General features: G+C 70.9%; 22 protein-coding genes. 8 read left to right on the top strand and 14 right to left on the bottom strand.

The window, feature by feature from the left end:
- Positions 1–194: 194 nt before the first annotated feature.
- The 3 genes from HNR00_RS17900 to HNR00_RS17890 all read right to left on the bottom strand — a co-directional run bounded on the left by HNR00_RS17900 (position 195) and on the right by HNR00_RS17890 (position 4,608).
- The gene (locus tag HNR00_RS17900) at positions 195–1,151 is read right to left on the bottom strand and encodes a ferredoxin reductase domain-containing protein (protein ID WP_183571731.1); all 957 of its coding nucleotides are present in this window, start codon (positions 1,149–1,151) and stop codon (positions 195–197) included.
- 65 nt (positions 1,152–1,216) lie between these two features.
- A complete protein-coding gene (locus HNR00_RS17895; RefSeq protein ID WP_183571730.1) occupies positions 1,217–1,579 on the bottom strand; it encodes a hypothetical protein in 363 nt (120 codons plus the stop codon).
- 122 nt (positions 1,580–1,701) lie between these two features.
- Complete coding sequence (locus HNR00_RS17890; RefSeq protein ID WP_183571729.1) at positions 1,702–4,608, bottom strand: EAL domain-containing protein; 2,907 nt, start codon at positions 4,606–4,608, stop codon at positions 1,702–1,704.
- Positions 4,609–5,109: 501 nt separating this feature from the next.
- Between HNR00_RS17890 and HNR00_RS17885 the strand changes: the two genes are divergently transcribed.
- Together HNR00_RS17885 and HNR00_RS17880 are read left to right on the top strand one after the other, a co-directional pair.
- Positions 5,110–6,108 carry an MraY family glycosyltransferase gene (locus tag HNR00_RS17885; protein ID WP_183571728.1) on the top strand — a complete coding sequence of 333 codons (999 nt, stop codon included), beginning with the start codon at positions 5,110–5,112 and terminating at the stop codon, positions 6,106–6,108.
- A gap of 21 nt (positions 6,109–6,129) precedes the next feature.
- Positions 6,130–7,053 (top strand): NAD-dependent epimerase/dehydratase family protein, encoded by a 924-nt coding sequence (locus HNR00_RS17880; protein ID WP_183571727.1) that lies wholly within the window; start codon positions 6,130–6,132, stop codon positions 7,051–7,053.
- 6 nt (positions 7,054–7,059) lie between these two features.
- Here the strand turns inward: HNR00_RS17880 and HNR00_RS17875 are convergent, their stop codons facing one another.
- Positions 7,060–7,806 carry a glucose 1-dehydrogenase gene (locus HNR00_RS17875; RefSeq protein ID WP_183571726.1) on the bottom strand — a complete coding sequence of 249 codons (747 nt, stop codon included), beginning with the start codon at positions 7,804–7,806 and terminating at the stop codon, positions 7,060–7,062.
- 108 nt (positions 7,807–7,914) lie between these two features.
- Between HNR00_RS17875 and HNR00_RS17870 the strand changes: the two genes are divergently transcribed.
- Positions 7,915–8,262 carry a winged helix-turn-helix domain-containing protein gene (locus tag HNR00_RS17870; RefSeq protein WP_183571725.1) on the top strand — a complete coding sequence of 116 codons (348 nt, stop codon included), beginning with the start codon at positions 7,915–7,917 and terminating at the stop codon, positions 8,260–8,262.
- A 16-nt stretch (positions 8,263–8,278) separates the two neighbouring features.
- Here the strand turns inward: HNR00_RS17870 and HNR00_RS17865 are convergent, their stop codons facing one another.
- The 7 genes from HNR00_RS17865 to HNR00_RS17835 form a co-directional block, all read right to left on the bottom strand.
- A complete protein-coding gene (locus HNR00_RS17865; protein WP_183571724.1) occupies positions 8,279–10,258 on the bottom strand; it encodes a polysaccharide biosynthesis protein in 1,980 nt (659 codons plus the stop codon).
- A gap of 240 nt (positions 10,259–10,498) precedes the next feature.
- Entirely contained in the window at positions 10,499–11,350 is an 852-nt protein-coding gene (locus HNR00_RS17860; RefSeq protein ID WP_183571723.1) for a DUF1206 domain-containing protein, read from the bottom strand.
- Between the two features lie 5 nt (positions 11,351–11,355).
- A complete protein-coding gene (locus HNR00_RS17855; protein WP_183571722.1) occupies positions 11,356–11,697 on the bottom strand; it encodes a hypothetical protein in 342 nt (113 codons plus the stop codon).
- A 16-nt stretch (positions 11,698–11,713) separates the two neighbouring features.
- Entirely contained in the window at positions 11,714–12,280 is a 567-nt protein-coding gene (locus tag HNR00_RS17850) for a Uma2 family endonuclease (protein WP_183571721.1), read from the bottom strand.
- A gap of 63 nt (positions 12,281–12,343) precedes the next feature.
- On the bottom strand, positions 12,344–12,904 hold the full coding sequence (locus HNR00_RS17845; RefSeq protein ID WP_183571720.1) for a Uma2 family endonuclease: 561 nt from the start codon (positions 12,902–12,904) through the stop codon (positions 12,344–12,346).
- 70 nt (positions 12,905–12,974) lie between these two features.
- A complete protein-coding gene (locus tag HNR00_RS17840; protein ID WP_183571719.1) occupies positions 12,975–13,535 on the bottom strand; it encodes a Uma2 family endonuclease in 561 nt (186 codons plus the stop codon).
- Positions 13,536–13,608: 73 nt separating this feature from the next.
- A complete protein-coding gene (locus tag HNR00_RS17835) occupies positions 13,609–15,057 on the bottom strand; it encodes a homospermidine synthase (protein ID WP_183571718.1) in 1,449 nt (482 codons plus the stop codon).
- 271 nt (positions 15,058–15,328) lie between these two features.
- Between HNR00_RS17835 and HNR00_RS17830 the strand changes: the two genes are divergently transcribed.
- Positions 15,329–15,511 (top strand): hypothetical protein, encoded by a 183-nt coding sequence (locus HNR00_RS17830; protein ID WP_183571717.1) that lies wholly within the window; start codon positions 15,329–15,331, stop codon positions 15,509–15,511.
- Between the two features lie 292 nt (positions 15,512–15,803).
- Here HNR00_RS17830 and HNR00_RS17825 read toward each other — a convergent pair whose 3' ends face one another.
- Positions 15,804–18,338: a glycogen/starch/alpha-glucan phosphorylase gene (locus HNR00_RS17825; RefSeq protein WP_183571716.1), complete on the bottom strand. Its 2,535-nt coding sequence runs from the start codon at positions 18,336–18,338 to the stop codon at positions 15,804–15,806.
- A gap of 328 nt (positions 18,339–18,666) precedes the next feature.
- Here HNR00_RS17825 and HNR00_RS17820 point away from each other — a divergent pair, with 328 nt between their 5' ends.
- From HNR00_RS17820 to HNR00_RS17805, 4 genes are all read left to right on the top strand, one after another.
- Positions 18,667–20,271 (top strand): alpha-amylase family glycosyl hydrolase, encoded by a 1,605-nt coding sequence (locus HNR00_RS17820; RefSeq protein ID WP_183571715.1) that lies wholly within the window; start codon positions 18,667–18,669, stop codon positions 20,269–20,271.
- A gap of 219 nt (positions 20,272–20,490) precedes the next feature.
- Positions 20,491–22,020, top strand: coding sequence for a glycogen synthase GlgA (glgA, locus tag HNR00_RS17815; protein ID WP_183571714.1), 1,530 nt, complete (start codon positions 20,491–20,493; stop codon positions 22,018–22,020).
- Positions 22,021–22,090: 70 nt separating this feature from the next.
- On the top strand, positions 22,091–22,870 hold the full coding sequence (locus tag HNR00_RS17810) for a Crp/Fnr family transcriptional regulator (protein ID WP_312886078.1): 780 nt from the start codon (positions 22,091–22,093) through the stop codon (positions 22,868–22,870).
- Positions 22,871–22,979: 109 nt separating this feature from the next.
- Entirely contained in the window at positions 22,980–23,816 is an 837-nt protein-coding gene (locus HNR00_RS17805) for an aldo/keto reductase (RefSeq protein ID WP_183571712.1), read from the top strand.
- 223 nt (positions 23,817–24,039) lie between these two features.
- Here the strand turns inward: HNR00_RS17805 and HNR00_RS17800 are convergent, their stop codons facing one another.
- Positions 24,040–26,130 carry a sensor histidine kinase gene (locus HNR00_RS17800; RefSeq protein WP_246390782.1) on the bottom strand — a complete coding sequence of 697 codons (2,091 nt, stop codon included), beginning with the start codon at positions 26,128–26,130 and terminating at the stop codon, positions 24,040–24,042.
- A 151-nt stretch (positions 26,131–26,281) separates the two neighbouring features.
- Positions 26,282–26,608: an Rdx family protein gene (locus tag HNR00_RS17795; RefSeq protein ID WP_183571710.1), complete on the bottom strand. Its 327-nt coding sequence runs from the start codon at positions 26,606–26,608 to the stop codon at positions 26,282–26,284.
- Between the last annotated feature and the right edge of the window lie 204 nt (positions 26,609–26,812).

The raw sequence follows: 26,812 nt of genomic DNA, 5'->3' as shown, positions 1-26,812 counted from the left end.
GTGGGCCTCCGGCACGCCGGCCATGCCGCACGCACGGGTCACGAGGCCGGACGTCGCGCAGGAACCGTCGAGAGCCCGGCGCACCCGGTCCGGTTCTTCCTGGGAGCGCCACCGGTCGATCGAGCATCCGATACCGAGCCGCACGGACCATGACCGATGGTCCCGTTCCGTGCGTTCGCCGGGCGACCGGTGCCTCACGCCCCCGGCGCGAGCGGGATCGGGTAGAACCGCGCCCCGGCGGCGGCGGCGAGCACCTCCACCGCGCCAACCGTCGAGGCGCAGCCGGAGGCGTGGACGGCGTCCGTGGTGCGCAGGGTGGGCACGTGGGCGGTGAGCGGGCCGGGGCGCACGTCCGGCGGGCGCTGGCGGTGGCGGTCGGCCGCCAGCGTGATGCGGCTGACGCCGGTCGCCCGCAGCCATTCCAGCGCCGGGCGCATGTAGAGGTCGAGGGGATCGCGGGCGCCGACGACGAGGCAGACCTCGCGGGCCGGCTCGATGTAGCGGGCGGCGCGCGCGATCGCCCAGACGCCGGCGAACCCGGTCTCGGCGGCGACCAGCACGAGGCGTCCGCCGCCGGGGCGGTAGGTGCCGTGGCCGAGCGGCCCCTTCGCCTTCACCGGCGTGCCGGGGACCGGCACGGCGCCGAACAACGCCTCCAGATCCTCCGGGCACTCGCCGTGCAGGTGGAACACCAGCTCGTTGAGTTCCGCCCCGCCCTCGACGCTCAGCGTCGGCGCCAGCGTCACCGGGCGCCCGCCGTCCAGCGTGACGCAGACCTGATCGCCGGGCTCGACCGCAAGACGCCGCTCCAGGGCGACGACGAGCTGGAGCACGCGGGGCCCCAGCGCCGTGACGGCATCGACGCTGCCGGTGCGCCGCACGAGCGGGCGGGCCGGCGTCCTGACGGCATGAAGCAGCGGGGCGGCGTCGGGCACCGACACCGTCGGGTTTTCCGCGCGCCGGGCGCGGGCGGCGAGGCGCCGACCGGACGGGGCGGCGGCCTGCCCCATCAGGACGGCGCCGTGCAGGCCCTGGAGCGGGGCGATCACCCCGTCGGCGAGCGCCGTCTCGAGCGAGGTGTCCCCGGGCGAGACCCGCAGGGTCTGGCCGTTGACGACGAGGGAGCAACGGGCGCTCGTGGGAGCACGCATGGCGGGCAACCCGCTCCGGATTCTTTTGGGAGGAAAGAGGGTGAGCCGGTCCGCGGGCGGACCCGTCAGAGCCCGCCGTGGATCAGGCGCCCGACCAGGGCGACCCAGCGCTCGCGCTCGGCCCGGGCCTCGTCGCCGAGCATGTCGGCGGCGGTCAGGCCGAGGCTGGAACGGAGGGCCTCGCTCTCGCGCCGCTCGGCGGCGAGCGCCGCCTTCATCATCAGGATTTCCATGCGCAGGCGCACGAGATCCTGCGCCTCGGTCTCGGCCGAGGCCGCGGGCGGGGCCGTCGGCGCGGTCTCGCTCGCGGGGGCGGGCGTGCGGGGTTGGGCGGCGCCGGCGATCTGCGCGCGGATCGGGCGCGCCATCAGGCGCCGCACCGCGCTGCCGCCGCTTCCCGGTTCCCTGCGTCTGTGCGCCTCGTTCATCGCTCATCCTCGGGCCGGCCGGGACTGCGCGTTCAGCGCCCCGGACACTTGAGCGTGACCATGGCGGCTTATGGTTAAGGGAGGTTTAAGCCGTTGCCGCGCCTCGCCGTATCCGGTCGGGATCAGGCGGCTTCCGGCGCGGCGCCGACGAGCTGGCGGGCCTGGAGCATGGTCATCGGCTCGCCGAAGGCCGCCCCCTGCGCGTAGTCGCAGCCGAGTTCCTGCAACCCTTGCGCATCCTCCTCCGATTCCGCGCCCTCGGCGACGACGGCGAGGCCGAGTTCCTGCGCCATCCGCATGAGGGAGCGCAGCATCGCGGTGCGGCCCTGGCCCATCTGGCGCACGAAGCTATGGTCGATCTTCAACGTGTCGAACGGAAAGCGCTGGAGATAGGCCAAAGCCGAGTAGCCGGTACCGAAATCGTCGAGGCTTAAGCCCGCGCCGAGGTCGTGGATGCGGGCGAGCATCTGGGCGGCGTATTCGGGGTTCTCCATCACCAGCCCCTCGCTCAGCTCCAGCTTGAGCGAGCCCGGCAGCACGCCGGTGCGGGCGATCACCGTCTTCACGTCGTGCAGGAGGTCGTGGCGCAGGAGTTGGCGCGAGGAGACGTTGACGGAGGCGAAGATCGGCGGCTCGACGTCGAGCGAGCGCTGCCACGCGGCGAGTTCCAGCGCCGTGCGCTCGATGGCGAAGTTGCCGAGCGCGACGATGACCCCGGTCTCCTCCGCCACCGGCAGGAAGGTCGCGGGCGGGATGCGCCCGAGCTTGGGGTGGTCCCAGCGCAGCAGCGTCTCGAAGCCCGCCACCGTCCGGTCTTCGAGGCGCACGATCGGCTGGAACAGCACGCGGATCTCGTTGCGCTCCAGCGCCTTGCGCAGGTCGGCCTCCAGCATCAGCCGGTCGGAGCGCTCGGTGCGCATGTTGGCGCGGAAGATCTCGATGCGGTCGCCGCCGCCGCGCTTGGCCTGGATCATCGCCATCTGCGCGCTCTTGACCACTTCGTCGCGCTTCGGCTGGCCGGCATTGCCGGGCCCGGCCTCGTAGAGCACGACGCCGACGGAGACCGTGAGGAACACCTCGCGGTCGGCGTAGGTCACGGGCGTGGCGATGGCGCGCCGGATCATCTCGGCGAAGGCGAGGATGCGGTCGGGCTCGCGCTCGGACAGCAGGATCACGGCGAACTCGTCGCCCGCCACCCGCGCCAGCGTGTCCTGCGGGCGCAGGAGCCGCCCGAGCCGGCGCGACAGGGTGAGCAGGATCGAATCGCCGGCCGAGAGGCCGATGGCGTCGTTGATCGCCTTGAACCGGTCGATGTCGAGCACGATCACCGCGGGCTTCAGCCGCGCGTCCTGGCTCGCGAGTGCGAGGGCCGCGTCGAGCCGATCGTGCAGCAATTCGCGGTTCGGCAGGCCGGTGAGGCTGTCGTGCACCGCGTCGTGCAGCAGGCGCTCCTCGGCGGTCTTCAGTTCGGTGACGTCGCTGATGGTGCCGACGATGCGGATCACCTCGCCGTCGGTGCCGATCACGGGGCGCGCCTTCAGCCGGTACCACGCGTAGGGGCCGGCCGCCGAGCGCAGGCGGAAATCGTGGACGATGCGGCCGCGCCGCTCCTCGATCACCGTGTCGAGGGCCGCCGAGTAGCGCTCGACGTCGAAGGGATGGAGGAGCCCCAGCCAGTTGGCGGCGGGCCCTTCGAGCGCGCCGCGCTTGAGGCCGAGTTGCGCTTCGATCTCCGGGCCGGCGAAGACCCGGTCGCCCGGCACGTCCCAGTCGAACACGATGTCGCCCGCGCCCATCAGGGCGAGTGCCCGGCGCTCGGTGTCGGAGACGAGGCTGTGGCTCAGGCCCCCGCCCGCGAAGGCGTGCTGCATCACCGTGAAGCCGATCAGCATGACGATTAGCACGAGGCCGCCGATCAGCGCCGGCTGGACGAGATCCGAGCCGATCTGCCCGGTGATGGCGAAGCCCGCCGCCACCACCCAGAACAGCAGCAGCAGCCACGTCGGCACCAGCAGGATCGCCCGGTCGTAGCCGTTGTGGACGGCCAGATACAGGATCAGCATCAGCCCGACGCCGGCCACCGCCGCCATGGAAATGCGCGCCACGCCCGCGGCGACGGGGGGATCGAACACCGCGAGCCCGACGAGGCCGGCGAGGAAGATCAGCCAGAAGAAGGCGACGTGGCTGTAGCGCACGTGCCAGCGCGACAGGTTGAGATAGGCGAACAGGAACACCAGCAGGGTGGCGCCGAGCACCGCCTCGGCGGACGCCCGGTAGATCCGCTCCGCGCTCTCGGTGACGGGGAAGACGCGCTGCAGGAAGCCGAAATCGATGCAGGCATAGGCGAGCACCGCCCAGGACAGGGCGGCGGCGGCGGGGAAGATGATCGCGCCCTTCACGACGAAGATGATCGTCAGGAACAGCGCGAGCAGCCCACTGATGCCGATGATGATGCCCTTGTAGAGCGTCAGCCCGGCGGTCTTTTTGCGGTAGGCGTCCTGGTCCCAGAGGTAGACCTGAGGGACGTTGGGGCCTTTCAGCTCGGCGACGTAGGTGACCGTGGTGCCCGGATCGATGGTGATCAGGAACTGGTCGGCCTCCAGGCTCTCGTCGCGCTCGGGGCGGATGCCCTCGCTCGCGGTGATCGCGGCGATGCGCGAGCCGCCGAGATCGGGCCAGACCACGCCGGAGCCGACGAGGCGGAAATGCGGGGCCACCAGCAGCCGGTCGATCTGCTCGTCGGTGTCGTTGGTGAGCGCGAACACCATCCAGTCGGGCCGGGCGCCGGGCTCGCGGGCCTTGACCGCGATGCGCCGCACGATGCCGTCCTTGCCCGGGGCGGTGGAGATCTGGATCATCTCGCCGTCCGAGCGGTAGCGCTCGATCATCGGCGTCAGGTCCAAGGCGGGCGCGTCGAGGGTGACGCGCACGGCCTCCACCGCGTGGGCGGGCGTGAGGGCCCCGAGGAGGCCGGCCACGAGGCCGGCCAGAACCGTCAGGGCCGCGAGGGCCGGGGACAAAGTGCGCAACGGGCTTTTCTTGGACCGGCGAAGGCGGAACGAGATGACGGCGAGAGCGGTCGGCCAGAGTCGTATCGGCGGGGCCCCGCCCCCGCAAGGCGCCCACACCACGGCACGGGGCTCGGCCCACCGGCGATTGACGCCCCGCGGTGCCAGCGGATCGCGCGGCTTTGCGGCCAAAACAAGCCGAGCCCTCGCCCGCCCGCGCGGCGGCGGGTAGAGCGGGGGGATGATGCGACGCCTCGTAGAGCCCGACGGATATGCCCTCCCCCCTCTGCGGGGGAGGGTGCCTGCGGAGCAGGCGGGAGAGGGGCAGCGCGACGGTGCCGAAACCTGTCGGCGCAGGACGTGGCCCGGGTCCCCTCCCCCTTGTGGGGAGGGGTTCGGGGTGGGGGTGGTGCAGAAGGCACCGCTGAGCCTCATCCGGCACCACCCCCACCCCTCCCCCTCCCCACAAGGGGGAGGGAAACGCGCGGCCCTTTCGGCCGCTGCGGGCGGAACGACCGCCGCATGACCCTCGCCCCTCTCATCGCCGTACCGCTGGCGGCCGCCCTCTCCGCCGGCCTGATCGTGCTCCTGAAGCCGCTGCTGCAACGCTACGCGCTGGCCCGGCCGAACGCCCGCTCCAGCCACACGATGCCGACACCGCAGGGCGGCGGCATCGCCATCGTCGGCGCGGCTCTGGTTGCGGCCGCGCTCCTGACTTCACTCTTCGGAATCCGCCTCGTCGGCACCGAGGGCGCAGCGTTGGCTTTTGCCGTCCTCGTGCTCGCAGGCGTCGGCGCGGTCGACGACATCCGGCCGCTGCCGGCCTCGCTCCGGCTCGTGGTGCAGACCGGCGCGGTCGCCGCGGTGGTGGCGACCGCGCAGGGGCGGCTCCTGCCCGAGGGTTGGGCGTGGCTGGAACTCCCGGCGGCCCTGATGGCCGGCCTGTGGTTCGTCAACCTCGTCAACTTCATGGACGGGCTCGACTGGATGAGCGTCGCCGAGTTCGTGCCGCTCACCGCCTTCCTGGCCGGGCTGGGCCTCGTCGGCGGATACGCGGCCGAGCCGGCGCTCGTCGCGGGCGCCCTGCTCGGCGGGCTCCTGGGATTCGCGCCGTTCAACCGGCCGGTGGCGCGGCTCTTCATGGGCGATGTCGGCTCGCTGCCGGTCGGCCTGATCGTGGCGTGGCTGCTGTTCCGCCTTGCGTCGCAGGGCGGGCTCGCCGCGGCGCTGATCCTGCCGCTCTACCCCGTCGCCGACGCGACGCTGACCCTGCTCTGGCGCATGCGACGCGGCGAAAAGGTGTGGCAGGCCCACCGCAGCCACTTCTATCAGGTCGCCACGGTGAACGGGTTTTCCGTGATGGGTGTGGTCGCCCGCGTCTTCGCCCTGCAATTCGCGCTCGCCGGGCTCGCGCTCATCACCTTGCTTTGGCCGTTCTGGCCGGTCACGCTTCTCTGCCTCGCGCTTGCGGCGGGGCTCGTCGGGTGGCTGCTGCGCCGTTTCGCGACGCCGCGCCCGTGAGGCATTGAGGGGAGCGAGCCGTTGAGCGGAAAGCTGATCGCGCTGACGGGGGCGACGGGCTTCATCGGGCGCCACCTGCTCACGGCGCTCTCCGCCCGCGGCCACCGGGTGCGGGTGCTGCTGCGCCGGCCGGTCGCCGTGCCGGAGGGGGCGAGCGGCGCGGTGGTGGGCGATCTCGCCCGCCCCATGAACATGGCCGCCGCGCTCAGCGGGGTCGATGCCGTGGTGCATTCGGCCGGGCTGGCGCACGCCATGTCCGGCGCCCCCGAGGACGATTTCCGCACCTCCAACACCGAGGCGACGCGAAAGCTCGCCGAGGCGGCGCAGCGGGCGAAGGTCGGGCGTTTCGTGTTCCTCTCCTCGATCCGGGCGCAGACCGGCCCGAGCGCCGCGGCCGCGCTCACCGAGGCCGACGCGCCCGCCCCCACCGACCCCTACGGCCGCTCCAAGCTCGCGGCCGAAGAGGCGCTGGCCGAGATCGGGCTCGACTGGGTCGCGCTCCGCCCGGTGCTGGTCTACGGCGCGGGCGTGAAGGGCAACATGGCCGCCCTGCTCAAGCTCGCCCGCGCCCCCTACCCGCTGCCGCTGGGAAGCCTGACCGGACGGCGCTCGCTGGTCTCGGTGGAGAGCCTCGCGGCGGCGGTGGCGGCGTCCCTCGACGCCCCCGGCCCGATCGGGCGCCCGCTGATCGTGGCCGATCCCGATCCCCTGACGCTCCCCGACATGATCGCCGCGCTCCGCGCCGGTCTCGGCCGGGAGCCGGGCCTGCTGCCCTGCCCCGTCTCACTGATCGGGCTGGCCTGCCGCGCCACCGGCCGGCAGGAGACCTTCGACCGTCTGTCGGGCTCGCTCGTGGCCCGCGCCGACGGGCTCGCCGCGCTCGGCTGGCGGCCGGCGCAGAGCACGCGGGACGGGCTCGCGGCCCTGGCGCGGGCGGGCGGGTAGCGCCTGTCAGCGAACGCCGCCGCTCGCCGCGATGTCCTCGCCGGTCACCCAGCGGGCGTCGTCGGAGGCGAGGAACGCCACCACTTCGGCGATGTCGTCCGGTTGGCCGGCGCGGCCGAGCGGCGTCTGCGCGACGAGGCCGGCCTCCATCTCCGAGCCGATGACGCCGGCCGTGTGGGTGCCCTCGGTCACCACGAGGCCGGGGCTGACGCCGTTGACCCGGACGCGGCGCGGCGCCAGTTCGTTGGCCAGCACGCCGGTGATCGCGTTGAGCGCCCCCTTGGTCGCCGTGTAGGCCGCGGTGGTGGGCATGTTCACCAGCGTCGCCGCCGAGGAGATGTTGACGATGCTGCCGCCCTCGCCGAGGTGCTTCGCCGCCGCCCGAGTCGTCAGCAGCACGCCGAGCACGTTGACGTCGAACAGGCGGCGGTAATGCTCTTCCGTCACCTCCTCGATGGCTGCGAATTCGTAGACGCCGGAATTGTTGACGAGGATGTCGAGCCGGCCGAACGCCCGTACCGCCGCCTCGATCAGGCCCTCCGCCTGCTCCGCCCTGGACACGTCGCCCTGCACCGCGATGGCCCGGCCGCCCGCCGCGGTGATCGCCTCGACGACGGCGTCCGCCCCGGCCTTGCTCGACGCGTAATTGACCACGACCCCCGCGCCGTCCCGCGCCAGCGCCTTGGCGATCGCCGCGCCGATCCCCTTCGAGGCGCCCGTCACCACGGCGACCTTGCCTTCGAGCTTCGACATCTGTGCTACCCTTTCCGCCTGGGTCGGCGCCGGATTGGTCGCCTTGGTCCCATAGTTCGGAAATTCGGAACTGTTGGAGCGCGGTTCAAGCCTCCATATGGATGAATGATGCGCCCGCTGTTTCACCCTGCGATTGAGGACGTGCGCCCGGAGGCGATCCTGCACGCGCTCGCCGATCCGGCCCGCGCCGCGATCTTCGCCAGCATCAACCAAGTTGGCTGCGTCCAGGCCTGCTCGGCGGTCGCGTCGCTGGGCGAGCGCGTGATCCCGAAATCGTCGCTGTCGAGCCACTTCAAGGTGCTGCGCGAGGCCGGCCTGATCCGCAGCGAGCGCCACGGCGTCGAGATGCGCAACCATTCGCGCTGCGCCGAGGTGGAAGCGCGCTTCCCCGGCCTGCTCTCGGCGATCATGAACGCCTATGCCGGGGCGAGGGGCTGCGAGGCGCCGGCAGGGTGAGCCGGATGCAGGCGCGCTACAGGGCCGCGGCCGTCTCGGCGCGCGAGGCGGAAGCCTCCGCCTTCGGCACGGGGCGCGTCCGGTGGCGGAAGTCGGGAATCGCCTCCTCGAACACCGCCTCGGCCGCGGCCCGGTCGCCGGTCTCCACGGCGGCGCGGAGGCGCAGAATCCAGCCGTCCAGCACGGTGCGGTCGGCGAAGACGGGCTTGGCCGCCATCACCCCGTCGATGCCGGCGAGCGTCACCCGCGGCTCTTCCTTGGCGAACAGGATCTCGTTGAGGCGCTCGCCCGGCCGGGCGCCGGTCACCTGAATCTCGATGTCCTCGCCGGGCTCGAAACCCGCGAGCCGGATCATCCGCTCGGCGAGTTCGCGGATGCGCACCGGCTGGCCCATCTTGAGCACGTAGACCGCCGCGCGCTGCTCGCCCGTGGCGCCGCGCCCCTCCGCGTCGGCGTGGGAGGCGGCGGTCAGCACGAGGTCGGAGGCCTCGCGGACGGTCATGAAGTAGCGCACCATCTCCGGATGGGTGACGGTGACCGGCCCGCCGCGGGCGATCTGCGCCTTGAACACCGGCACCACCGAGCCGACCGAGCCGAGCACGTTGCCGAAGCGCACGGCGATGAGGCGGGTGGCGTCCCGGCCCGCCTGCTCGGCGTCCAGGGCCGTTTCTTGATCAAGGGCCTGCGCCACCATCTCGGCGAAGCGCTTGGTGACGCCGAGCTGCGAGACCGGCTCGATCGCCTTGTCGGTCGAGATCATCACCAGCGCGCGGGCGCCCGCCGCGACGGTCGCCTCGGCCACGTTGATCGAGCCGAACACGTTGGTCTTGATGCCCTCGGCCCAGTCGCGCTCCAGATACGGCACCTGCTTGAGCGCGGCGGCGTGGACCACGTAAGTCGGCCGGAACGCGGCGATGACCGCGGCGAGCCGGTCGCGGTCGCGGATGTCGGCGATCGCGCCCTGCACGTCGGCCTCGGCGTGAAGCAGGGCGGGGCTGTTGAGCACGCCGTGGAGCGCGGGCTCCGAGTTCTCGATGACGAGCAGCGCGGCGGCCCCGAAGGCGACGGCGCGGGCGCAGATCTCCGAGCCGATCGAGCCGCCGCCGCCCGTCACCGCCACGCGCGCACCCGACAAGAACCCTTCGAGGCGCGGCCGGTCGATGGCGACGGTGGGGCGCAGCAGCAGATCCTCGATCTCCAGCGGCGCGAGTTCGGCGTCGCGCATGCCCTCGCCGAGGCTGGTGACGCGGGCGAGCGGCAGGCCGAGGCGCCGGGCGCGGGCGATCAGGTCGTCGGGCTCGGATTCGGGTGCCAGCGCGGAAGGCGTCGCCACGAGGCGACGCACGGGCAGGCCGCGATTGCCGAGATCGGCCACCACCTGCTCGAGATCCGCGAAGCCGCCGAGCACCGGCACGCCGCGCATCATCTGCCCGGCCTCGTCGGCGCGGGGCGAGAGGATGCCCTTGGGCGAGAGCCGCTTGACCGAGCCGGCCTCGATCGCCCGCAGCACCACCTCGATGTCGGCGCCGCGCCCGAGCAACAGCGTCGGCGTGGTCGCGGCCCGCGCGTGGCTCTGCCGGGAACGGGTGTATTTCAGGTAGCGGAACGCCAGCCTCGGGCCCCCGAGCAGGAACACCTGCAGCACCCAGTAGAGCAGGATCGCGATCTTGCCGAAGAAGTAGAAGCCGTAGAGGTCGGAGGAGACCAGCACGTAGTCGAGCACGAGCAGCGTCAGCGCGGTGACGCTCGCGGCACGGACGATGCCGGCGAGATCGGGCAGCGAGGCGAAGCGCCACTTGGTGCGGTAGAGCTTAAACCACGCGTAGATCAGCCCGGCATAGGCCAGGAACGGCGGCAGCAGCAGCGGCAGGGCGGAGAGGCGCTCCGCCAGCAACTCGCCTTGGAAGCGGAAGACGAAGGTCAGCACCACGGCCGCCGCGGTGGCGGCGAGATCGTGGGCGACCATCACCGCCGTCTTGAGGGTGCGCTTCTGCATGGTGCTTTTTGTGAATGCGGGGCGGTATCGGCGGCCCTCGCGGCGATGTCAACGAGCGGGACGGTCGCTCGAAGCGAGCGACCTTGGTTCTTGCTTCGGCCTCAAGCGCCGGCGGCCGCATCCGCGGCCTTAGGCTTCTCGCTCCGCTAGACGCCTCGGCCGAAGCCGAGGCCCGCTGCGCGGGGCGCTCTTCGCGCCCGGCCATCCGGTGCCATCGCTCGTGACGAGCGCTGGCTGTCGTTAGGCAACCGAGCGCTTCGCCCGCGCCAGGGCCTCGTCGGCATCACCGAGATCCGGGGCGTCGATGCGGCGGTAGCGCGCCTGGATCAGGCCGAAGGCCCCGAAGGCGAAGTGGCCCGCGGCCACCACCGCCAGCAGCACCCAGCCGTAGGGCTGCGCGCGCAACGCCGCGAAGGCGCCGGACAGCCCGTGCGCGTTGGACGGTCCCTGCGTCCAGGCGGCGATGGCGAGGAAGCCCGCGATCATGAGGAACACCACCGCACGCGCCGCGTAGCCGAACCGGCCCAGCGGCTTGGCCCAGCGCTCGCTCTCGCCGGGCAGCGAGAGCCGGTCGGTCACGTCGCCCGTCCAGGCCTTCTTCGCGTAGGCCAGCCCGGCCGCGGCCACGCCCGCTGCGGCGAGCCCGACGAGCCAGGGCCCGAACGGCTGGCGCAGGAGCCACGCGGTCCAGTCCTGCACCCCGTCGCCGCCGGCCGAGGCCCGGCCGATGCCGAAGGCGAGTTGGCCCGCGCTCAGCGCGAGACCGGCATAGACGACGGCGCTGATGAGATGCGCGCCGCGCACAGCCAGCGCCTTGGCCGAACTCCCGCGCCGGTCGGCGTCGGTGACGCCCTCGACGACGCGCCACAGGGAAAAGCCCGCGAGCCCGAGGGCGATCAGTCCGACGATGACGACGCCGAACGGCCCGCCGAGGACGGCCCGCAGCGCCCCCTTGCTGTCGCCGGCCGAGCCGCCGTGGCCCAAAGCCGCGAGCACGGCCAGCGCGCCGACGATGCAGTAGACGAAGCCGCGGGCGCCGAAGCCGAAGCGGGCGAGATGTTCGAGGGCGTTGTCGTTCCGGCTCCAACCCATCCCGGTCAGTCGCGCTCGCGCGCGGGCTTGCCCGCGAGTGCCACGTAGAAGCCGAGCCCGTCCCCCGAGGGCAGCGTCTGCAGCCGGTCGATCCAGCCGCGGCGCTTGGCCTCCAGCAGCAGGCGCCCGACCGGCTGGAACAGCGTCTCGCCCCCGCCCTCGGGCGGGGCTGCGAGCCGCACCGCGACGGTCTTGCCCTTGGCGAATCGGCTGCGCTCCAGCATGTCGCCGATCGAGGCCTCCGCCGTCGCCCGGTTGGCCTCGCGCAGGTCGAGCACGGATTCGGCGTCGGTGACGCCGAGGGAGCCGCGCAGCTTGTTGGCGTAGAAATCTTCGAAATGGGGCAAGGGCGGAGCGCTCGCGTCAGAAGTCGATGTCGTCGTAGATGTCGGCAACGGCAAGCCGGCCGCCGAGTTCGGGCAGATCGATGTGCGCGTCGCACCCCCGAATGTCCTGGGCCCAAGCACCCGCCGCGTCACGCCGCCAAGTTTCAACGCACGGCGCGTCCTGATCGACCAGCAGAAATGCGTCGAGCGAGGCGAGGCTTTCGTAGAACGCGGCCTTGGCGCCACGGTCGCGGTGCAGGGTCGAGGGCGAGACCACTTCGGCCACGAGGATCGGATCGCGGGCGTAGCCGTGCCCCAGCACGGGTCCGCAGCGGACCAGCACGTCGGGGATCGGTGCGAACCCATCCATGGCATCGCTCAGCACGGCGATGCCGGGGATCGCGCGGCCACCCTTGGCGCGGGCGAGCGGGAACAGGAGCTGCAGCAGATTGAGAACGATCATCTGATGTCGCTCGCTCGGCGGCGGCGCGAGCACGGGTTCGCCGTCGATGAGCTCCCATCGCTCCTCGTCGGGCCGGTCCGCGACCCAGACCTGATACTCCGCGACACCCATGCCGGGGTCGCGCCGAACGGCGAGCGCCATCGAAGGGCCTCCGAGACAAACGCGATGCTAGCACCGGGCCGGGGCTTGGCAAACGGGCGCAGCTCAGAGGGACAGGCGCGCGTAGATCTCCGCCACCGAGAGGCTGCCGCCGAGTTCGGGCAGGTCGATGGTCTCGCCGGGTCCGGCGATCCGCATGGTCCACGCGGCCTCGCGCCGCCACACCTCGACCCGCGCTTGGTCCTGCTCCACGAGCAGCAAGAAGCGGAGGGACGGGACGGTCTGGTAGAACTCGGTCTTGCGCCCGCGGTCGATCAGGAAGGTCGAGGGGGAGAGCACTTCGACGACGAGGAGCGGGTCGCCGGTGTAGCCGTCGGCCGGCGGCTCGCCGCACTGGACCACGACATCGGGGATCGGCGCATCATCGTCCCTCGCCTCGCTGAGGATCGCGAGGCCCGGATAGGCGCCGCAGCCCCGGCTCTCGGCGAGATCGTCGAGACGCTTGGCGATGTTCGTGACGATGCGCTGATGCCGTCCCCCGGCGGGTGATTTCATCACCGGCTCGCCGTCGAGCAATTCCCAGCGCTCGTCGTCGGGCCGGGTCGCGGCCCATTCCCTGTACGCGGCCACCCGCATGCGGGCGTCACGCCGAACCGCCACGGCCATCGCCGATCCTCCGGAGGAACCCGTGAAGGCTAGCATCCGATCGGGGGGCAGCCAATGCGGCCGCCGACGCTCAGAGATCAATCCCGTCGTAGACATCGGCCACGGTGAGGGCACCGCCGAGTTCGGGTAGATCGATGGGCTCGCCGGCTCGCGCGATCCGCATCGTCCATTCGGCTTCCTGCCGCCACACCTCGATCCGCGCCTCGTCCTGATCGATCAGCAGAAGCGTCTGAAGCGACGGGATCGACTGATAGAAGCGCGCCTTCAAGCCGCGGTCGTTGATCATCGTGGAGGGCGAGAGCACTTCGGCCACGAGCAGCGGATCGCGCACGTAGCCGTCCTTCAGGGCGGCCCCGCAGCGGACCAGCACATCCGGGATCGGCGCGTAATCGTCGAACGTCTCGCTCAGGACGGCGAGGTTGGACAGGGCCCAGCAGCCCCTCGGGCGGGCGAGACGACGCAACGCCGCCTCGACGTTGGAGACGATCTGCTGATGCCGGTAGGCCGGCGGCGCCATCATCACCGGCGCGCCGTCGATCAGCTCCCAGCGCTCGCCCTCGGGCCGGGCGGCGACCCATTTCTTGTATTCCGCGACCCGCATGGGCGGATCGCGGCGGATGGCGACGGCCATCGATTCTGCCTCCGCGTGAAGACCCACAGAGTAGCATCGCGGGGCCGCCCTGTCGCGGGCGGCCCCTCTCGCCTCAGCGGTGAACCAGTACGTTGCGGAACTGCCAGGGGTCGCTCGTGTCGATGTCCTCCGGGAACAGGCCGGGGCGGTCGGTGAGCGGGGTCCAGTCGGTGTAGACGCCCACGACCGGGCCGAGATACGGCGTCTGCACTTCGAGGCAGCGGCGGAAGTCGATCTCGTCGGCCTCGACGATGCCGGCCTCCGGGTTCTCCAGCGCCCAGACCATGCCGGCGAGCACGGCCGAGGTCACCTGCAGGCCGGTGGCGTTCTGGTAGGGGGCGACGCGGCGGGTCTCCTCGATGGAGAGCTGCGAGCCGTACCAGTAGGCGTTCTTCCTGTGGCCGTAGAGGAGCACGCCGAGTTCGTCGATGCCGTCCACGATCTCGTTCTCGTCGAGGATGTGCTGGCGCTCCTGCACCTTGCCGGCATTGCCCCACATCTCGTGGAGCGAGAGCACGGCGTCGTTGGCCGGGTGGTAGGCGTAGTGGCAGGTCGGGCGGTAGACCGGCTCGCCGTTCTCGCGCACCGTGTAGTAGTCGGCGATCGAGATCGCCTCGTTGTGGGTGACGAGGAAGCCGAACTGCGCGCCCACCGTCGGCACCCAGGTGCGCACGCGGGTGTCGGCACCGGGCTGGAGCAGGAAGATCGCGCAACGCGAGCCCTTGGTCTGACCTTCCGCGTTCGCGGGCTTCCAGGTCTCGTGCGTGCCCCAGCCGAGTTCGGCCGGCTGGTTGCCCTCGGACACGAAGCCCTCGACCGACCACGTGTTGACGAACACGCCCATGGGCTTGGGATACTTGGCGCGCTGGGTGTCGCGCTCGGCGATGTGGACGCCCTTGACGCCGACCTTCTGCATCAGCGCGGCCCATTCCTCGCGGGTCTGGGGCTCGGGATCGGTAACGCCGGTATCCGCCGCGACGTTCAGGAGCGCCTGCTTGACGAACCACGACACCATGCCGGGATTGGCGCCGCAACAGGACACCGCGGTCGGGCCGCCCGGCGCGACGCGGCGCGCCTCGAGGATGTTCTCGCGCAGCGCATAGTTGGTGCGGTCGGCCTGCGACAGACCCTTGTCGAAGTAGAAGCCGGTCCAGGGCTCGGCCACGGTGTCGATGTAGAGCGCGCCGAGTTCGCGGCAGAGTTCGAGGATGTCGCGCGAGGAGGTGTCGACCGACAGGTTCACGCAGAAGCCCTGGCCGCCGCCCTCGGTCAGCAGCGGCGTGAGGACGTCGCGGTAGTTTTCCTTCGTCAGCGCCACCTGCTCGAAGCGCAGGCCGTGCTGGTCGGCGAGATCCTTGTGCGCGTCGGAGGGCTCGACCACCGTGAAGCGGCTCTTGTCGAATTCGAAATGCCGCTCGATCAGGGGGAGCGTGCCGCGACCGATCGAGCCGAAGCCGATCATCACGATCGGGCCGGTGATGCGGCCGTGGACGGGCCAATCCTTCTGCTGACCGTCGGACATGGTGAAACCCTCCTCGTCGGGCTGCTCGTCGTGTGGGAGCGGCGTGCTTGATGCCTGGAAATGACGAGCGGATGACGGTTCGGCGTCGCGCGGTCAACCGGCTGAGCCACGAGAATATTGCAAATCTGTGAAGGTCGGCCGGCGCCGGCATGATCCCAGCGCAGGCCTGCGGCGGACATCCCGAGGGGCGCACCGTCGCGGGAAGCGTTTATATTGCACCGCAACAAGGGAGCGACGCCCAGGGCCCAGAACCGCACAAGGGACCCGAGCCATGCTGACCATCCTGACCGCCCAGCCCGTCCACCCCGAGGTCGAGGCGATCGACCGCGATCCGGGCATCATCACGCTTCTCTCCGCTCTCATCCGCAGCGTCCGCCGGACCAAGGGCGGTCGCGCCGGCGAAGGCATCGGCCTGTTCGCCTCGTCCACCGCGTGGCCGCACAGCCACCGCTGACGCTTTCGGAAGACTCGCCGCGTCGAAGCGATCGATCGGCAATGCCGTAGGCTTTTCCCACCCGATCCCCTCATGCTGGGTGGCGGCGCGAAGCGTCGCCCTCGAAAGGAGGGCTCCAGCCTGCCGCGCGATCCCTGGAGCCCACCTTCGAGGCTTCCGCTTCGCTCCAGCCTCTCAGGACGAGGGTGTGGAGGGGAGAGGCGTCGCGAAACAGGCGCTCGAAACGAAACGGGCAGGCGAGGCACCCGCCTCGCCTGCCCGTTTCGCATTCATGCTCTTCGCAAAATGGGCGTCAGCCCAGCTTCACCTGCCAGATCTCCTCGGCGTATTCCCGCATCGAGCGGTCGGAGGAGAACCACGCCATCCGGGCGGTGTTGAGGATGGCGGTGCGCCACCACTGGGCCGGGCGGCGCCACGCGGCGTCGATCTCGCGCTGGACGCGCCAGTAATCGTCGAAATCGACGGTGGTCAGGTAGCGGTCGCGGTGGCGCAGCTCGTCGATGAGCGGCGCGAAGCGGCGCGGCTCGTCGGGCGAGAACAGGCCGTTGCCGATGGCGTCGAGGGCAGCCGCCAAGCGCGGCGACGCCGAGATCGCCTTGTTGGCGTAGGCCGGCTCGTCGACCCGCTCCAGCACCCCCTCGGCGTCGAGGCCGAAGATGAAGATGTTCTCGGGGCCGACATGGTCCTTGATCTCGATGTTGGCCCCATCGAGCGTGCCGATGGTGAGCGCGCCGTTGAGCGCCAGTTTCATGTTGCCGGTGCCGGACGCCTCCATGCCCGCGGTCGAGATCTGCTCCGAGAGGTCCGCGGCCGGGATGATCACTTCGGCCAGACTCACCGAGTAGTTCGGCAGGAACACGACCTTGAGCTTGTTGCCGACATCCGGGTCCTCGTTGACGACCTTGGCGATGTCGCCCGCGAGCTTGATGATGAGCTTGGCCTGGACGTAGCTCGGCGCCGCCTTGCCGGCGAAGATCTTGACCCGCGGCGTCCAGTCCTTGTGTGGCGCCTTCTTGATCGCCTGATACAGCGCCACCGTCTCGACGAGGTTGAGCAGCTGGCGCTTGTACTCGTGGATGCGCTTGATCTGCACGTCGAACAGGGCGGTCGGATCGACCGCGATGCCGGTGCGCTCGGCGATCACCTGGGCGAGGCGCTTCTTGCGCAGCTTGCGCACCGCCGCGTAGCGCGTGCGGAAATCCGCGTCGTCGGCGTAGGGCACGAGCTTCGTCAGTTCGGTCGGGTCGTCGAGCACGCCCTTGCCGATCGTGTCGACGGCGAGCTTGGTCAGCTCCGGGTTGGCGTTGTGCAGCCAGCGGCGGAAGGTGATGCCGTTGGTCTTGTTGACGATTTTTTCCGGCTCGATCTCGTGGAGATCCTTGAACACCGTCGATTTCAACAGGTCGCTGTGGAGCGCCGACACGCCGTTGACCCGGCGCGATCCGTGGAAGGCGAGCGGTCCCATGCGCACGCGCCGTCCGTGCGACTCGTCGATGAGCGAGACGGCGGCGATGTGGGCGGCACCGCCGCGGGCGTTCTTGCTCTGCTCCTCGAGGTGGAGCCAGTTGATCAGGTAGATGATCTGCATGTGGCGCGGCAGCAACCGCTCCATCAGCTCCACCGGCCACGTCTCCAGCGCCTCGGGCAGGAGGGTGTGGTTGGTGTAGTGCAGAGTGTTGGAGGTGACCTGCCACGCATCCTCCCAGAGGAAGTCGTGCTCCTCCAGCAGGATGCGCATCAACTCCGGCACCGCGATGGCGGGGTGCGTGTCGTTGAGCTGGATCGCGGCGTGGTCGGGGAGCGTCCGCAGGTTGCCGCGCTCGGCCACATGCCGGCGCACGAGGTCCTGCAGCGAGGCGGAGGTGAAGAAGTATTCCTGGCGCAGGCGCAGCTCCTGCCCTTCCGCCGACGAATCGCTCGGATAGAGCACCCGCGAGATCGCCTCGGCCCGGGCGCGACCGGCCACCGCACCGACATGATCGCCCGCGTTGAAGCGGGCGAGTTCGACCGGCGCATCCGATTCCGCCTTCCACAGGCGAAGCATGTTGACGTGCCGGCCGCGCCAGCCGACGACCGGGATGTCGTAGGCCACCGCGTTGACGGTCTCGGCCGGGTGCCAGTGGCGGCGGATATGGTGGTCGCCGTGGCTCGTCATGGTGACGTGGCCGCCGAAGCCGATCTTGTAGGTCGATTCCTGCCGGGCGAACTCCCAGGGGTTGCCCTCGGCGAGCCAGGTCTCCGGCGCCTCGCGCTGCCAGCCGTCCTCGAGCGACTGGCGGAAGATGCCGTGATCGTAGCGGATGCCGTAGCCGATCGCCGGGATCGACAGGCTCGCCATGCTCTCCATGAAGCAGGCGGCCAATCGCCCGAGGCCGCCATTGCCGAGCGCGGCGTCGGGCTCCGCGCCCTCGACCTCGCCGAGATCGACGCCGAGGTCGCGCAACGCCTGCTTGGTGGTCTCGACGAGGCCGAGATTGTTCATCGCGTCCGACAAGAGCCGGCCGATGAGGAATTCGAGCGAGAGGTAGTAGACCCGCTTGTCCGGCACGGTGCCGGCCTGCCCCTCGTGGCAGGCATCGACGATCCGGTCGCGCAGCGCCAGGGCGGTCGCGGCGAACCAGTCGCGGTCGCGGGCGGTCTCGGGGGTCTTGCCGAGCACGTAGATGAGCTTGGCGCGGATATCCTCACGCAGCGCGACCACGGGGTCGCGATCGTCGGCGGCACGCGGCTTCACATATGTGGCAGCGGCCTTGGCCGATTTCGAGGATGAAGCGGACGGTTCCGCCTCGCCGTTCCTGACGAGAACGGACAGAGCTTCGTTCAGCACTGGACCAACCCCTTCGTCGCAGCCGATTCGAATCGGTGATGCATCGGACCCTGCCCGCTTCTTGCGGCAGGACGAGGTCCGACAACCCTGCACCCGCCATGGTGTTGCGGAGCGGCGAGCTTGTCGAGACACATGCGGGCGGAGATCGTCTTTGCAAGCGCCGTGCCGGCAGACCTGTGTCCTGGTCGACACAACGCTGCCGGTTCCGCATGGCCCCGGCCCCCGAAATGGGGCCGCGCGCTTGAAGGCGGCCTGAACGGCTCTACCCCACCTGGACGAACGCGCGCCGCCATCGGGACAGTTCCGATGCGGGTGCCGGGGAGGTCCGATGCCCGAGACCATCTGGTGGAAGAGCGGAACCGTCTATCAGGTCTATCCGCGCTCGTTCCAGGACACGGACGGCGACGGCGTCGGCGACCTGCCCGGCATCACGGCACGGCTCGACCATCTGGCCTGGCTCGGCGTCGATGCGGTCTGGATCTCGCCGTTCTACCGCTCGCCGATGGCCGATTTCGGCTACGACGTGGCCGATTACTGCGCCGTCGATCCGCTGTTTGGCACGCTCGACGATTTCGACGCGCTGATCGCCGAGGCGCATCGGCGCAAGCTCAAGGTCATCCTCGACTTCGTCCCCAACCACACCTCGATCGAGCATCCGTGGTTCGTCGAGAGCCGGGCGAGCCGCGATTCGGAGAAGCGCGACTGGTATATCTGGCGCGATCCGGCGCCCGACGGCGGGCCGCCCAACAACTGGCTCTCGAATTTCGGCGGCCCGGCCTGGACCCGGGACGAGGCGAGCGGCCAGTATTACTACCACGCCTTCCTCAGCCGGCAGCCGGACCTGAACTGGCGCAACCCGGACGTCCGCGCGGCGATGCACGACGTGCTGCGCTTCTGGCTGGAGCGCGGCGTCGACGGTTTCCGCGTCGACGTGATCTGGCACCTGATCAAGGACGAGGGGTTTCGCGACAACCCGGAGAATCCGGACTTCGCCCCGCACCGGCCCGGCATCGAGCGGTTCTCCCAGGTCTATTCCTGCGACCGGCCCGAGGTGATCGAGGTGATCGGCGGGATGCGCGCGGTGCTCCGCGAATACGGCGAGCGGGTGCTGATCGGCGAGATCTACCTGCCGATCGAGCGGCTGGTGGCCTATTACGGCCCGGATTTGAGCGCCGCCGATCTGCCCTTCAACTTCCAGCTTCTCGAAACACCCTGGCGGGCCGACGCCGTCGCCGGCCTCGTCGCCGAATACGAGGCGGCTTTGCCCGAGGGCGGCTGGCCGAACTGGGTGCTGGGCAACCACGACCGGCCGCGCATCGCCGCCCGCGTCGGCGAGGCGCAGGCGCGGGTCGCCGCGATGCTGCTGCTCACGTTGCGCGGCACGCCGACGCTCTATTACGGCGACGAGATCGGGATCGGTGACGTGCCAATCCCGGCGGACCGGGTGCAGGACCCATGGGAGAGGAACGAGCCCGGCCACGGCCGCGATCCCGTGCGCACACCAATGCAGTGGGACGACGGCCCGAACGCGGGCTTCAGCCGAGCCGAGCCGTGGCTGCCGCTCACAGAGGATCACGAGCGCCGCAACGTCGATGCCCTGCGCGACGATTCCCGCTCGATCCTGACGCTCTACCGCCGCCTGCTGTCGCTGCGCCGCGACCATCCCGCCCTGTCGGTCGGCGGCTGGCGCGGCCTGCCGCTCGACCCCGCCCTCGCTGCCGACATCTTCGCCTACGAGCGGTTCGAGGGTGACGAAATCGTACGCATCCTGCTCAATTTCGGTCGCACCGGGTGGTCGGTGCCGCTCCCGGACGGGCAGGCCTGGAACGTCCTGCTCTCGACCCGTCCGGGGCAGGCGGGCGAGACCGTCCGCGACGCCCTCACGCTCGGATCGGACGAGGGCGTGGTGCTGCGCGCCGATCCGTCCAGATGAGGCGGCACGCGCCCAGCGCATGCGCACCATGATGCAACCGCAGGCGTTTGACGGGCAATCTTCATCTGAACGTGGCCTGAATTGTGCGATGCAGCGGAACAGAACGCATTCCGGAGCATTACGATGCTGGGCGCGGCCACCACGCGGTGTGTCTCCCACGAGCGGCGCCCGATCTCTCGGCGCCCTGTCGAGCGACATCCGGGGCGTGAGGGCGGGTCGATGGCGTATGTGGATCTCGGTGCGCTTCCGGCTGCCGAGGTAACGTCGTCTCCCTCCTCCACCTCCGAGCCGCAGACCGACCACTCCCTTCTTCCGCGCATCCTGTTCGCCACCCCCGAGATGGCGGATTTCGTGAAGACCGGCGGGCTCGGCGAGGTCGCGGGCGCGCTGCCCCGCGCCCTGCGGCGCCACTACGACGTACGCGTCCTGATCCCCGGCTACGCCTCGGTCATCGCCGGCCTGCAGAATTTTTCGACCGTCGCCCGGATGGGCGCCTTCGCCGGCGTCCCGGCCTGCGAACTCGGCTACGGCACCACGCCGGACGGGCTCGGCGTCTACGCGCTGGTCGCCCCCGACCTCTACGAGCGCGACGGCACGCCTTACGGCGACGCCGGGGGTGATTTCGGCGACAACGACCTGCGCTTCGCCCGCCTCGGCCGCGCCGCGGCCGAACTCGCCGCCGGCCTCGACCCGTACTGGTCGGCCGACCTGCTGCATCTCAACGACTGGCAGACCGCGCTGGCGCCGGCCTACATGGCGTGGCTCGGCATCCGCCGCCCGAGCGTGCTGACGATCCACAACCTCGCCTATCAGGGCCTGTTCCCGCGCGACAACCTCGGGCGGATCGGCGCGCCGGACTACGCCTTCCAGATGGACGGGGTGGAGTTCTACGGCCAGCTCTCGTTCCTCAAGGCCGGCCTCTACCACGCCTCGCACGTCACTACGGTGAGCGAGACCTACGCCCGCGAGATCACCACGCCGGAGGGCGGCTGCGGCCTCGACGGCCTGCTGCGGACCCGCGCGGCGCAGGGGCGGCTCACCGGCATCCTCAACGGCATCGACGAGAGCTGGGACCCGCGCACCGACCCGCATCTCGCCACGCCCTTCGAGGCCGACGACTGGAAGGGCAAGCGCGCCAACGCCGACGAGGTGCGAAAGCAGTTCGGCATGGCGGTCTCCCGCGGCCCGCTCTTCGCCATCGTCTCCCGCCTCGTTCACCAGAAGGGGATCGACCTCAGCTTGGCTGCCGCCGAGTCGATCGTCGCCGAGGGCGGCCAGCTCGTCGTCATCGGCCAGGGCGAGGGCCGCTTCGAGGAGGCGCTTCGCGACCTCGCCGGGCGTCATCCCGACCATGTCGGCGTCCATGTCGGCTTCCGCGAGACGGAGGCGCGACGCATCTTCGCCGGCAGCGACTTCCTGCTGATGCCCTCCCGCTTCGAGCCCTGCGGGCTGGCGCAGATGTACGCCCAGCGCTTCGGCTCCCTGCCGATCGTGCGCCGCACCGGCGGCCTCAACGACACCGTCGAGGACGGGGTGACCGGCTTCACCTTCGCCGACGCCTCGCCGCGGGGCCTGACCTCGGCGATCACCCGCGCCTTCGAGGCCTTCGGCCAGAAGAAGCGTCTCAACGCCATGCGCCGCACCGCGATGGCTCGCGAGTTCGGCTGGGACCGCTCGGCGCTGAACTATTGCGGCCTCTACGCCCGCGCCTTCGGCAACAACGCCGCCCGGCGCTGGAAGGCGGCCTGACGTTCATTTCCCGATCATCCCGGCGAAACGCGGGCGGCCCCTGCCGCGTTATGCGGCCATGGATGCAACGGTGGCGATCCCGCGCAGCAATCCGCTGATCCGCAAGCTGCGGCACGGCGTCGATCTCGACGACGGCGACCGCGGCCTCCTGGCCGGGATGTTCCGTCCGGGACGCACCCTGGAGCCGCAGCAGGACATCGTCCGGGCCGGCGAGCCGGCGGTGGGCGTCCATCTCGTCGTCGAGGGCTTCGCCTTCCGCTACAAGCTCGTCGGCGACGGGCGCCGCCAGATCCTCGGCCTGCTGCTGCCCGGCGATTTCTGCGATCTGCAATCGATCGTGCTCGGCCCGTCCGACCACTACATCGCCGCGCTCACCGCCTGCACCGTCGCCGACGTGGCCCAGGATCGGGTCGACGCCCTGGTGTTCCGCGATTCGCGCATCGCCCGCGCCCTGTGGTGGGCGACGCTGGTGGACGAGAGCATCGTGCGGGAATGGCTCGCCAATATGGGCCAGCGCGCCGCCGACCGGCGCATCGCCCACCTGTTCTGCGAGCTGCTCCTGCGCCAGCAGATCGTCGGCGCCGCCGGCCCGAACGACTGCGCCATGCCGATGACGCAGCCGATGCTGGCCGACATCCTCGGCATCACCACGATCCATGTCAGCCGCGTCCTGCGCGACCTGCGCGAGGACGGCCTGATCCGGCTCCAGGACCGGCGGCTGCACGTGCCGGACGTGGCGCGGCTGCGCGCGTTCTGCGACTTCGACCCGACCTACCTGCACCTCCTGCGCCGACCCGGCGACGAGGACGAGGCGACCGCGAGCGCGGCGGGCCAGAACCGGCGGTCCTGATCCCGGCGCAGCCCTGCCCCTGCGGCGAAACGGCTGTACGACCGGCACGATCCTGCCGATTGTCCCGGCCTCGTCCGGGCCTTTCCCGGGCCGCGCACAGGCTGGCCTCATGGCAACCCACGATCCCGTCCCGCAGATCGCGCTGAACGACGGGCACGCGATCCCCCAGATCGGCTTCGGCGTCTACCGCCTGGAGGAGACGCACGCGCCCGCCCTCGTCGGCACGGCGCTCGGCGCCGGCTACCGCTCCGTCGACACGGCCTCGGTCTACGGCAACGAGGCGGGCGTCGGCCGAAGCCTGCGCGAGACGCGGGTGCCGCGCTCGGACGTGTTCGTGACGACCAAGCTCTGGAACGACGACCAGGGCTACGACGCGACCCTGCGGGCCTTCGAGGCGAGCCTCAGTCGTCTCGCGGTCGAGCAGGTCGATCTCTACCTGATCCACTGGCCCTGTCCGGCCCGCGGGCTCTACCTCGACAGCTGGCGCGCCCTGATCCGCCTGCGCGAGGAGGGCCGCGCCCGCTCCATCGGCGTCTCGAATTTTTCCGAGAGCCAACTCGACCGGCTCGTGTCGGAGACCGGCGTGACGCCCGCCCTCAACCAGATCGAGCTGCATCCCCGCTTCCAGCAGCGTCGTTTGCGGGAGGCGCATGCCCGGCTCGGCATCGTCACCGAGGCCTGGAGCCCGCTCGGCAAGGCGCAGATCCTCGACGATCCGATCATTACTCGCATCGCCGGTCGTCTCGGGCGCAACCCGGCCCAGATCGTGCTGCGCTGGCATGTCGAGTGCGGCTTCGTCGCGATCCCGAAATCCGCCACGGCCACCCGGATCAGCGAGAATCTGGACGTGTTCGGCTTTTCGCTCACCGAAGACGACCACGCCGCCATCGCCGGGCTCGATAAGGCGGACGGGCGGATCGGGCCGGACCCGGCGACGCTGCAATAGGAAGGCTGGCGACACTTGTTCTATCCGCCTGCCTCATGACACCCCACGCCCGTCATTCCGGGGCCGCGTAGCGGAACCCGGAATCCACCCGTGATGCGCGGCTATACGTACTGTCGAGGCCAGTCGTGGATTCCGGGTTCTCGCCTTCGGCGAGCCCCGGAATGACGGCGGTTGAAAGGGTCATCGGGCGTCGAAGATCGACGGCAACCGAAGCGGGCGGCTCCTACCCCGCCAGCGGCAGCGGCTTCACCGCCGCCAGTTCCGTCCCGCCCTTGCGTTCCAGCAGGCCCGGCGGGGGCACCGGCGCCTCGATGGTGCAGACCACGCCGTCGGGCTCGTAGAGCAGTTCGACCGTGCCGGCGAGTTCGCGGGCGAGGCTGCGCTCGATCAGGCGGGAACCGAAGCCGCGCCGGGTCGGCGGCGTCACCGGCGGGCCGCCGGCCTCGCTCCAGCGCAGCGACAGCCGTAGCTCGGGCTTGCGCTGCACCGTCCACGTGATGGTCACTTTGCCGCCCTCCTTCGAGAGCGCGCCGTACTTGACCGCGTTGGTGCCGAGTTCGTGGAGCGCCATGGCGATGGAGAGGGCCAGCCGCGGCGCGAGGCGCAGGCGCGGGCCCGACACCGCGAAGCGCGAATCCTGACCTTCGGTGGCCTCCAGCGGGCGGATCGCGTCGGCCACCACCGTCTTCAGTTCGGCGCCGTCCCAGCTCTCGCGGGTCAGCACGTCGTGGGCGCGGGCGAGCGCGAGCAGACGCGCCTCGAAGGCGGCGCGCGCGGCCTCCGCCTCGTCGCCCTCCAGGCCGCGCAGGGACTGCATCGCGATCGACTGCACGGTGGCGAGCGTGTTCTTCACCCGGTGGTTCAGCTCGTTGATGAGCAGGCGCAGGTGCTCCTCGGCCCGCTTGGCGTCGGTGACGTCGACGCTGCAGCCGGTGAAGCCGAGGAAGGTGCCGCCGTCGTCGAGCCGCGGCACGCCCTCGCAGCGCAGCCAGCGGATTTCGCCCGTGCGGTCCACCACCCGCATCTCGGCCCGGAACGGGCGTCGGCTCTCGAACGCCTCCTCGAAGGTCGAGAGGAACAGCGGCAGATCCGGCGGATGGACGATCGATTCCCAGCCGGCGCCTGCCATCTCGGCGGCGGGGCGTCCGAACAGGTGGTCGAAATGCATGTTGGCGAAGACGACCTCGGCGGTCTCGTCGGTCATCCAGATCAGGGCCGGCGCCGAATCGGCCATGTGGCGGAAGCGCGCCTCGCTCTCCTTGAGGGCCGAGAGGCCGCGCTGGGTCTCGGCGAGCGCCCGGTCGCGCTCCTCGCTGCGGGTGCGCAGGCGGAGCGAGGCCTCGGACAGCACGTCGCCGAGGCGGCGGATCTCGTGGATCGGCGAGGCGATGCGCGGGATCGCTTGACCCCGGGCGAGCGCGGGGCCGGAGGCCGCGAGCTGGCGCAGCGGCTTCGACACCCGCGACCACAGATGCACCGCGAGCACCGAGGAGGTCGCGAGCACGAGCAGGCCGAACCCGCCGAAGGCCCAGAGCCAGCGGTGCAGCCGCTCGTCCACGAGTTCGCGCGGGATGCTGGCGCCCGCCGTCCAGCCGTTGAGCCGCGAGCGTGCCTCGACCACGGTGACGGGCTTGAAGGCGCGGTCGCGTCCCTCCCAGACGCCCGGCGTGCCCGTGGATTTCTGGCGCAACGTCGCGAGGCGCGGGCGCCCGACCACGCCGGGCAGCTCCGGCAGGCGCGCCAGCACGATGCCCTCGCGGTCGGACACGCCGGAGACCCAGCCCCGCACCTGCTCGCGGGCCAGAATCCCCTCGATGCGGCTGACCGGCACGGTGAAGCTGAGGATGTAGGCGACCGCGTCGTCGATCCGCACTGGCACGGCGACCGCGTAGCTCGCCTGATCGGGCGTCGCGCCCGCGATGTAGCCGGTCACCATCGAGCGCTGGCCGCTGGCGCGCAGTTCGTGGTCGATCGGCAGGGTGCTGACCGGCAGCGGCGCGCCGGGGCGCAGCGCCGTGTTGACGATCTGCTGTCCGTCGAGGCGGCGCAGCACGATGTCGAGCCCGGTGGCGTCGCGCACCAGCCGCGCCTGGTTCTCGAAATTGGTGAACTCGCCGTCCTTCAGCCGCGGCGAGGTCGCGAGCGTCTGCAGCACCGAGACGAGGCCGGCCGTGTCGCGGTCGATCGAGAGTGCGATGCCGCGCACGTTCTCCCGCGCGTCCTGCTCGAAGCGGGCGCGCTCGGTCGAGGCGTAGCGGGCGAGCAGGATCGCGGTGAAGATCAGGCCGGGGCCGATCAGCGCGATCACCAGCATGATGAGGTAGAATTGCGTGGAGAAGCCGCGCTGGCCGAGCCGGGTCAGGAACCGCCGCAGGGCCGAGTCCCGCGGCTCGCGCGGCGCCGGCGCCGGCTCCACGGTGGCGGAGGCCGCCGCGCCCGCCGAAGGCTCGGCCTCGGCGCGGGTCTCAGGATCGGTGCGCAGCACGATCGACATGCCCGAGGTCGCGGCCCGGATCGAGCCGGTCGCGCACCCGCTGCTTGAGGGTCTTTACGTCGGGAAAGCCTCCGTCGCGCACCCGCTCCCAGATCGTCTCCCCCTCGAAGGTGATGGCGAAGGCGCCGCCGGTGGCGGGCCGCAGCGCCACCTCGCCGAGGTCGTCGCGGAAGGTCGAGAGCAGCTCCTGCGCCATCCAGGCGGCGCGCAGGAGCCACTGGCACTGGGTGCAGTAGGTGATCGCGACCCGCGGCCGGGTGGGCCGCGACGGAATGGCGTCGTCCGGAGCCTCGTCCATGGCCCGCACAGCGGCCCTATCGGCCCGGCCTTGTCAACCGTTCGACGGTTTCGCGCGGGGTTCGGTACGCAGGATGATGCAGGATGGCCAGTCCTTCGTTCCATCACCGCCGTCATTCCGGGGCCGCGCAGCGGAACCCGGAATCCATATGTGGACGGCCCCCTTCTCGCAAGGTTTGGAGCGGTGATCTGGTTGCGCTGACCT

The sequence above is a fragment of the Methylorubrum rhodinum genome (genome assembly GCF_014199935.1).
Lineage (GTDB): Bacteria > Pseudomonadota > Alphaproteobacteria > Rhizobiales > Beijerinckiaceae > Methylobacterium > Methylobacterium rhodinum.
The sequence above is the reverse complement of the archived record's forward strand: the minus strand, read 5'-3'. Positions and strand labels throughout refer to the sequence as shown.

What these genes read in the sequence shown, in the direction of transcription:
- HNR00_RS17900 (WP_183571731.1), bottom strand. Translation starts at nt 1,151, where the DNA reads ATGCGTGCTCCCACGAGCGCCCGTTGCTCCCTCGTCGTCAACGGCCAG.
- HNR00_RS17895 (WP_183571730.1), bottom strand. Translation starts at nt 1,579, where the DNA reads ATGAACGAGGCGCACAGACGCAGGGAACCGGGAAGCGGCGGCAGCGCG.
- HNR00_RS17885 (WP_183571728.1), top strand. Translation starts at nt 5,110, where the DNA reads ATGACCCTCGCCCCTCTCATCGCCGTACCGCTGGCGGCCGCCCTCTCC.
- HNR00_RS17875 (WP_183571726.1), bottom strand. Translation starts at nt 7,806, where the DNA reads ATGTCGAAGCTCGAAGGCAAGGTCGCCGTGGTGACGGGCGCCTCGAAG.
- HNR00_RS17870 (WP_183571725.1), top strand. Translation starts at nt 7,915, where the DNA reads ATGCGCCCGCTGTTTCACCCTGCGATTGAGGACGTGCGCCCGGAGGCG.
- HNR00_RS17865 (WP_183571724.1), bottom strand. Translation starts at nt 10,258, where the DNA reads ATGCAGAAGCGCACCCTCAAGACGGCGGTGATGGTCGCCCACGATCTC.
- HNR00_RS17860 (WP_183571723.1), bottom strand. Translation starts at nt 11,350, where the DNA reads ATGGGTTGGAGCCGGAACGACAACGCCCTCGAACATCTCGCCCGCTTC.
- HNR00_RS17850 (WP_183571721.1), bottom strand. Translation starts at nt 12,280, where the DNA reads ATGGCGCTCGCCGTTCGGCGCGACCCCGGCATGGGTGTCGCGGAGTAT.
- HNR00_RS17845 (WP_183571720.1), bottom strand. Translation starts at nt 12,904, where the DNA reads ATGGCCGTGGCGGTTCGGCGTGACGCCCGCATGCGGGTGGCCGCGTAC.
- HNR00_RS17840 (WP_183571719.1), bottom strand. Translation starts at nt 13,535, where the DNA reads ATGGCCGTCGCCATCCGCCGCGATCCGCCCATGCGGGTCGCGGAATAC.
- HNR00_RS17835 (WP_183571718.1), bottom strand. Translation starts at nt 15,057, where the DNA reads ATGTCCGACGGTCAGCAGAAGGATTGGCCCGTCCACGGCCGCATCACC.
- HNR00_RS17830 (WP_183571717.1), top strand. Translation starts at nt 15,329, where the DNA reads ATGCTGACCATCCTGACCGCCCAGCCCGTCCACCCCGAGGTCGAGGCG.
- HNR00_RS17820 (WP_183571715.1), top strand. Translation starts at nt 18,667, where the DNA reads ATGCCCGAGACCATCTGGTGGAAGAGCGGAACCGTCTATCAGGTCTAT.
- glgA (WP_183571714.1), top strand. Translation starts at nt 20,491, where the DNA reads ATGGCGTATGTGGATCTCGGTGCGCTTCCGGCTGCCGAGGTAACGTCG.
- HNR00_RS17805 (WP_183571712.1), top strand. Translation starts at nt 22,980, where the DNA reads ATGGCAACCCACGATCCCGTCCCGCAGATCGCGCTGAACGACGGGCAC.
- HNR00_RS17800 (WP_246390782.1), bottom strand. Translation starts at nt 26,130, where the DNA reads ATGCTGGTGATCGCGCTGATCGGCCCCGGCCTGATCTTCACCGCGATC.
- HNR00_RS17795 (WP_183571710.1), bottom strand. Translation starts at nt 26,608, where the DNA reads ATGGACGAGGCTCCGGACGACGCCATTCCGTCGCGGCCCACCCGGCCG.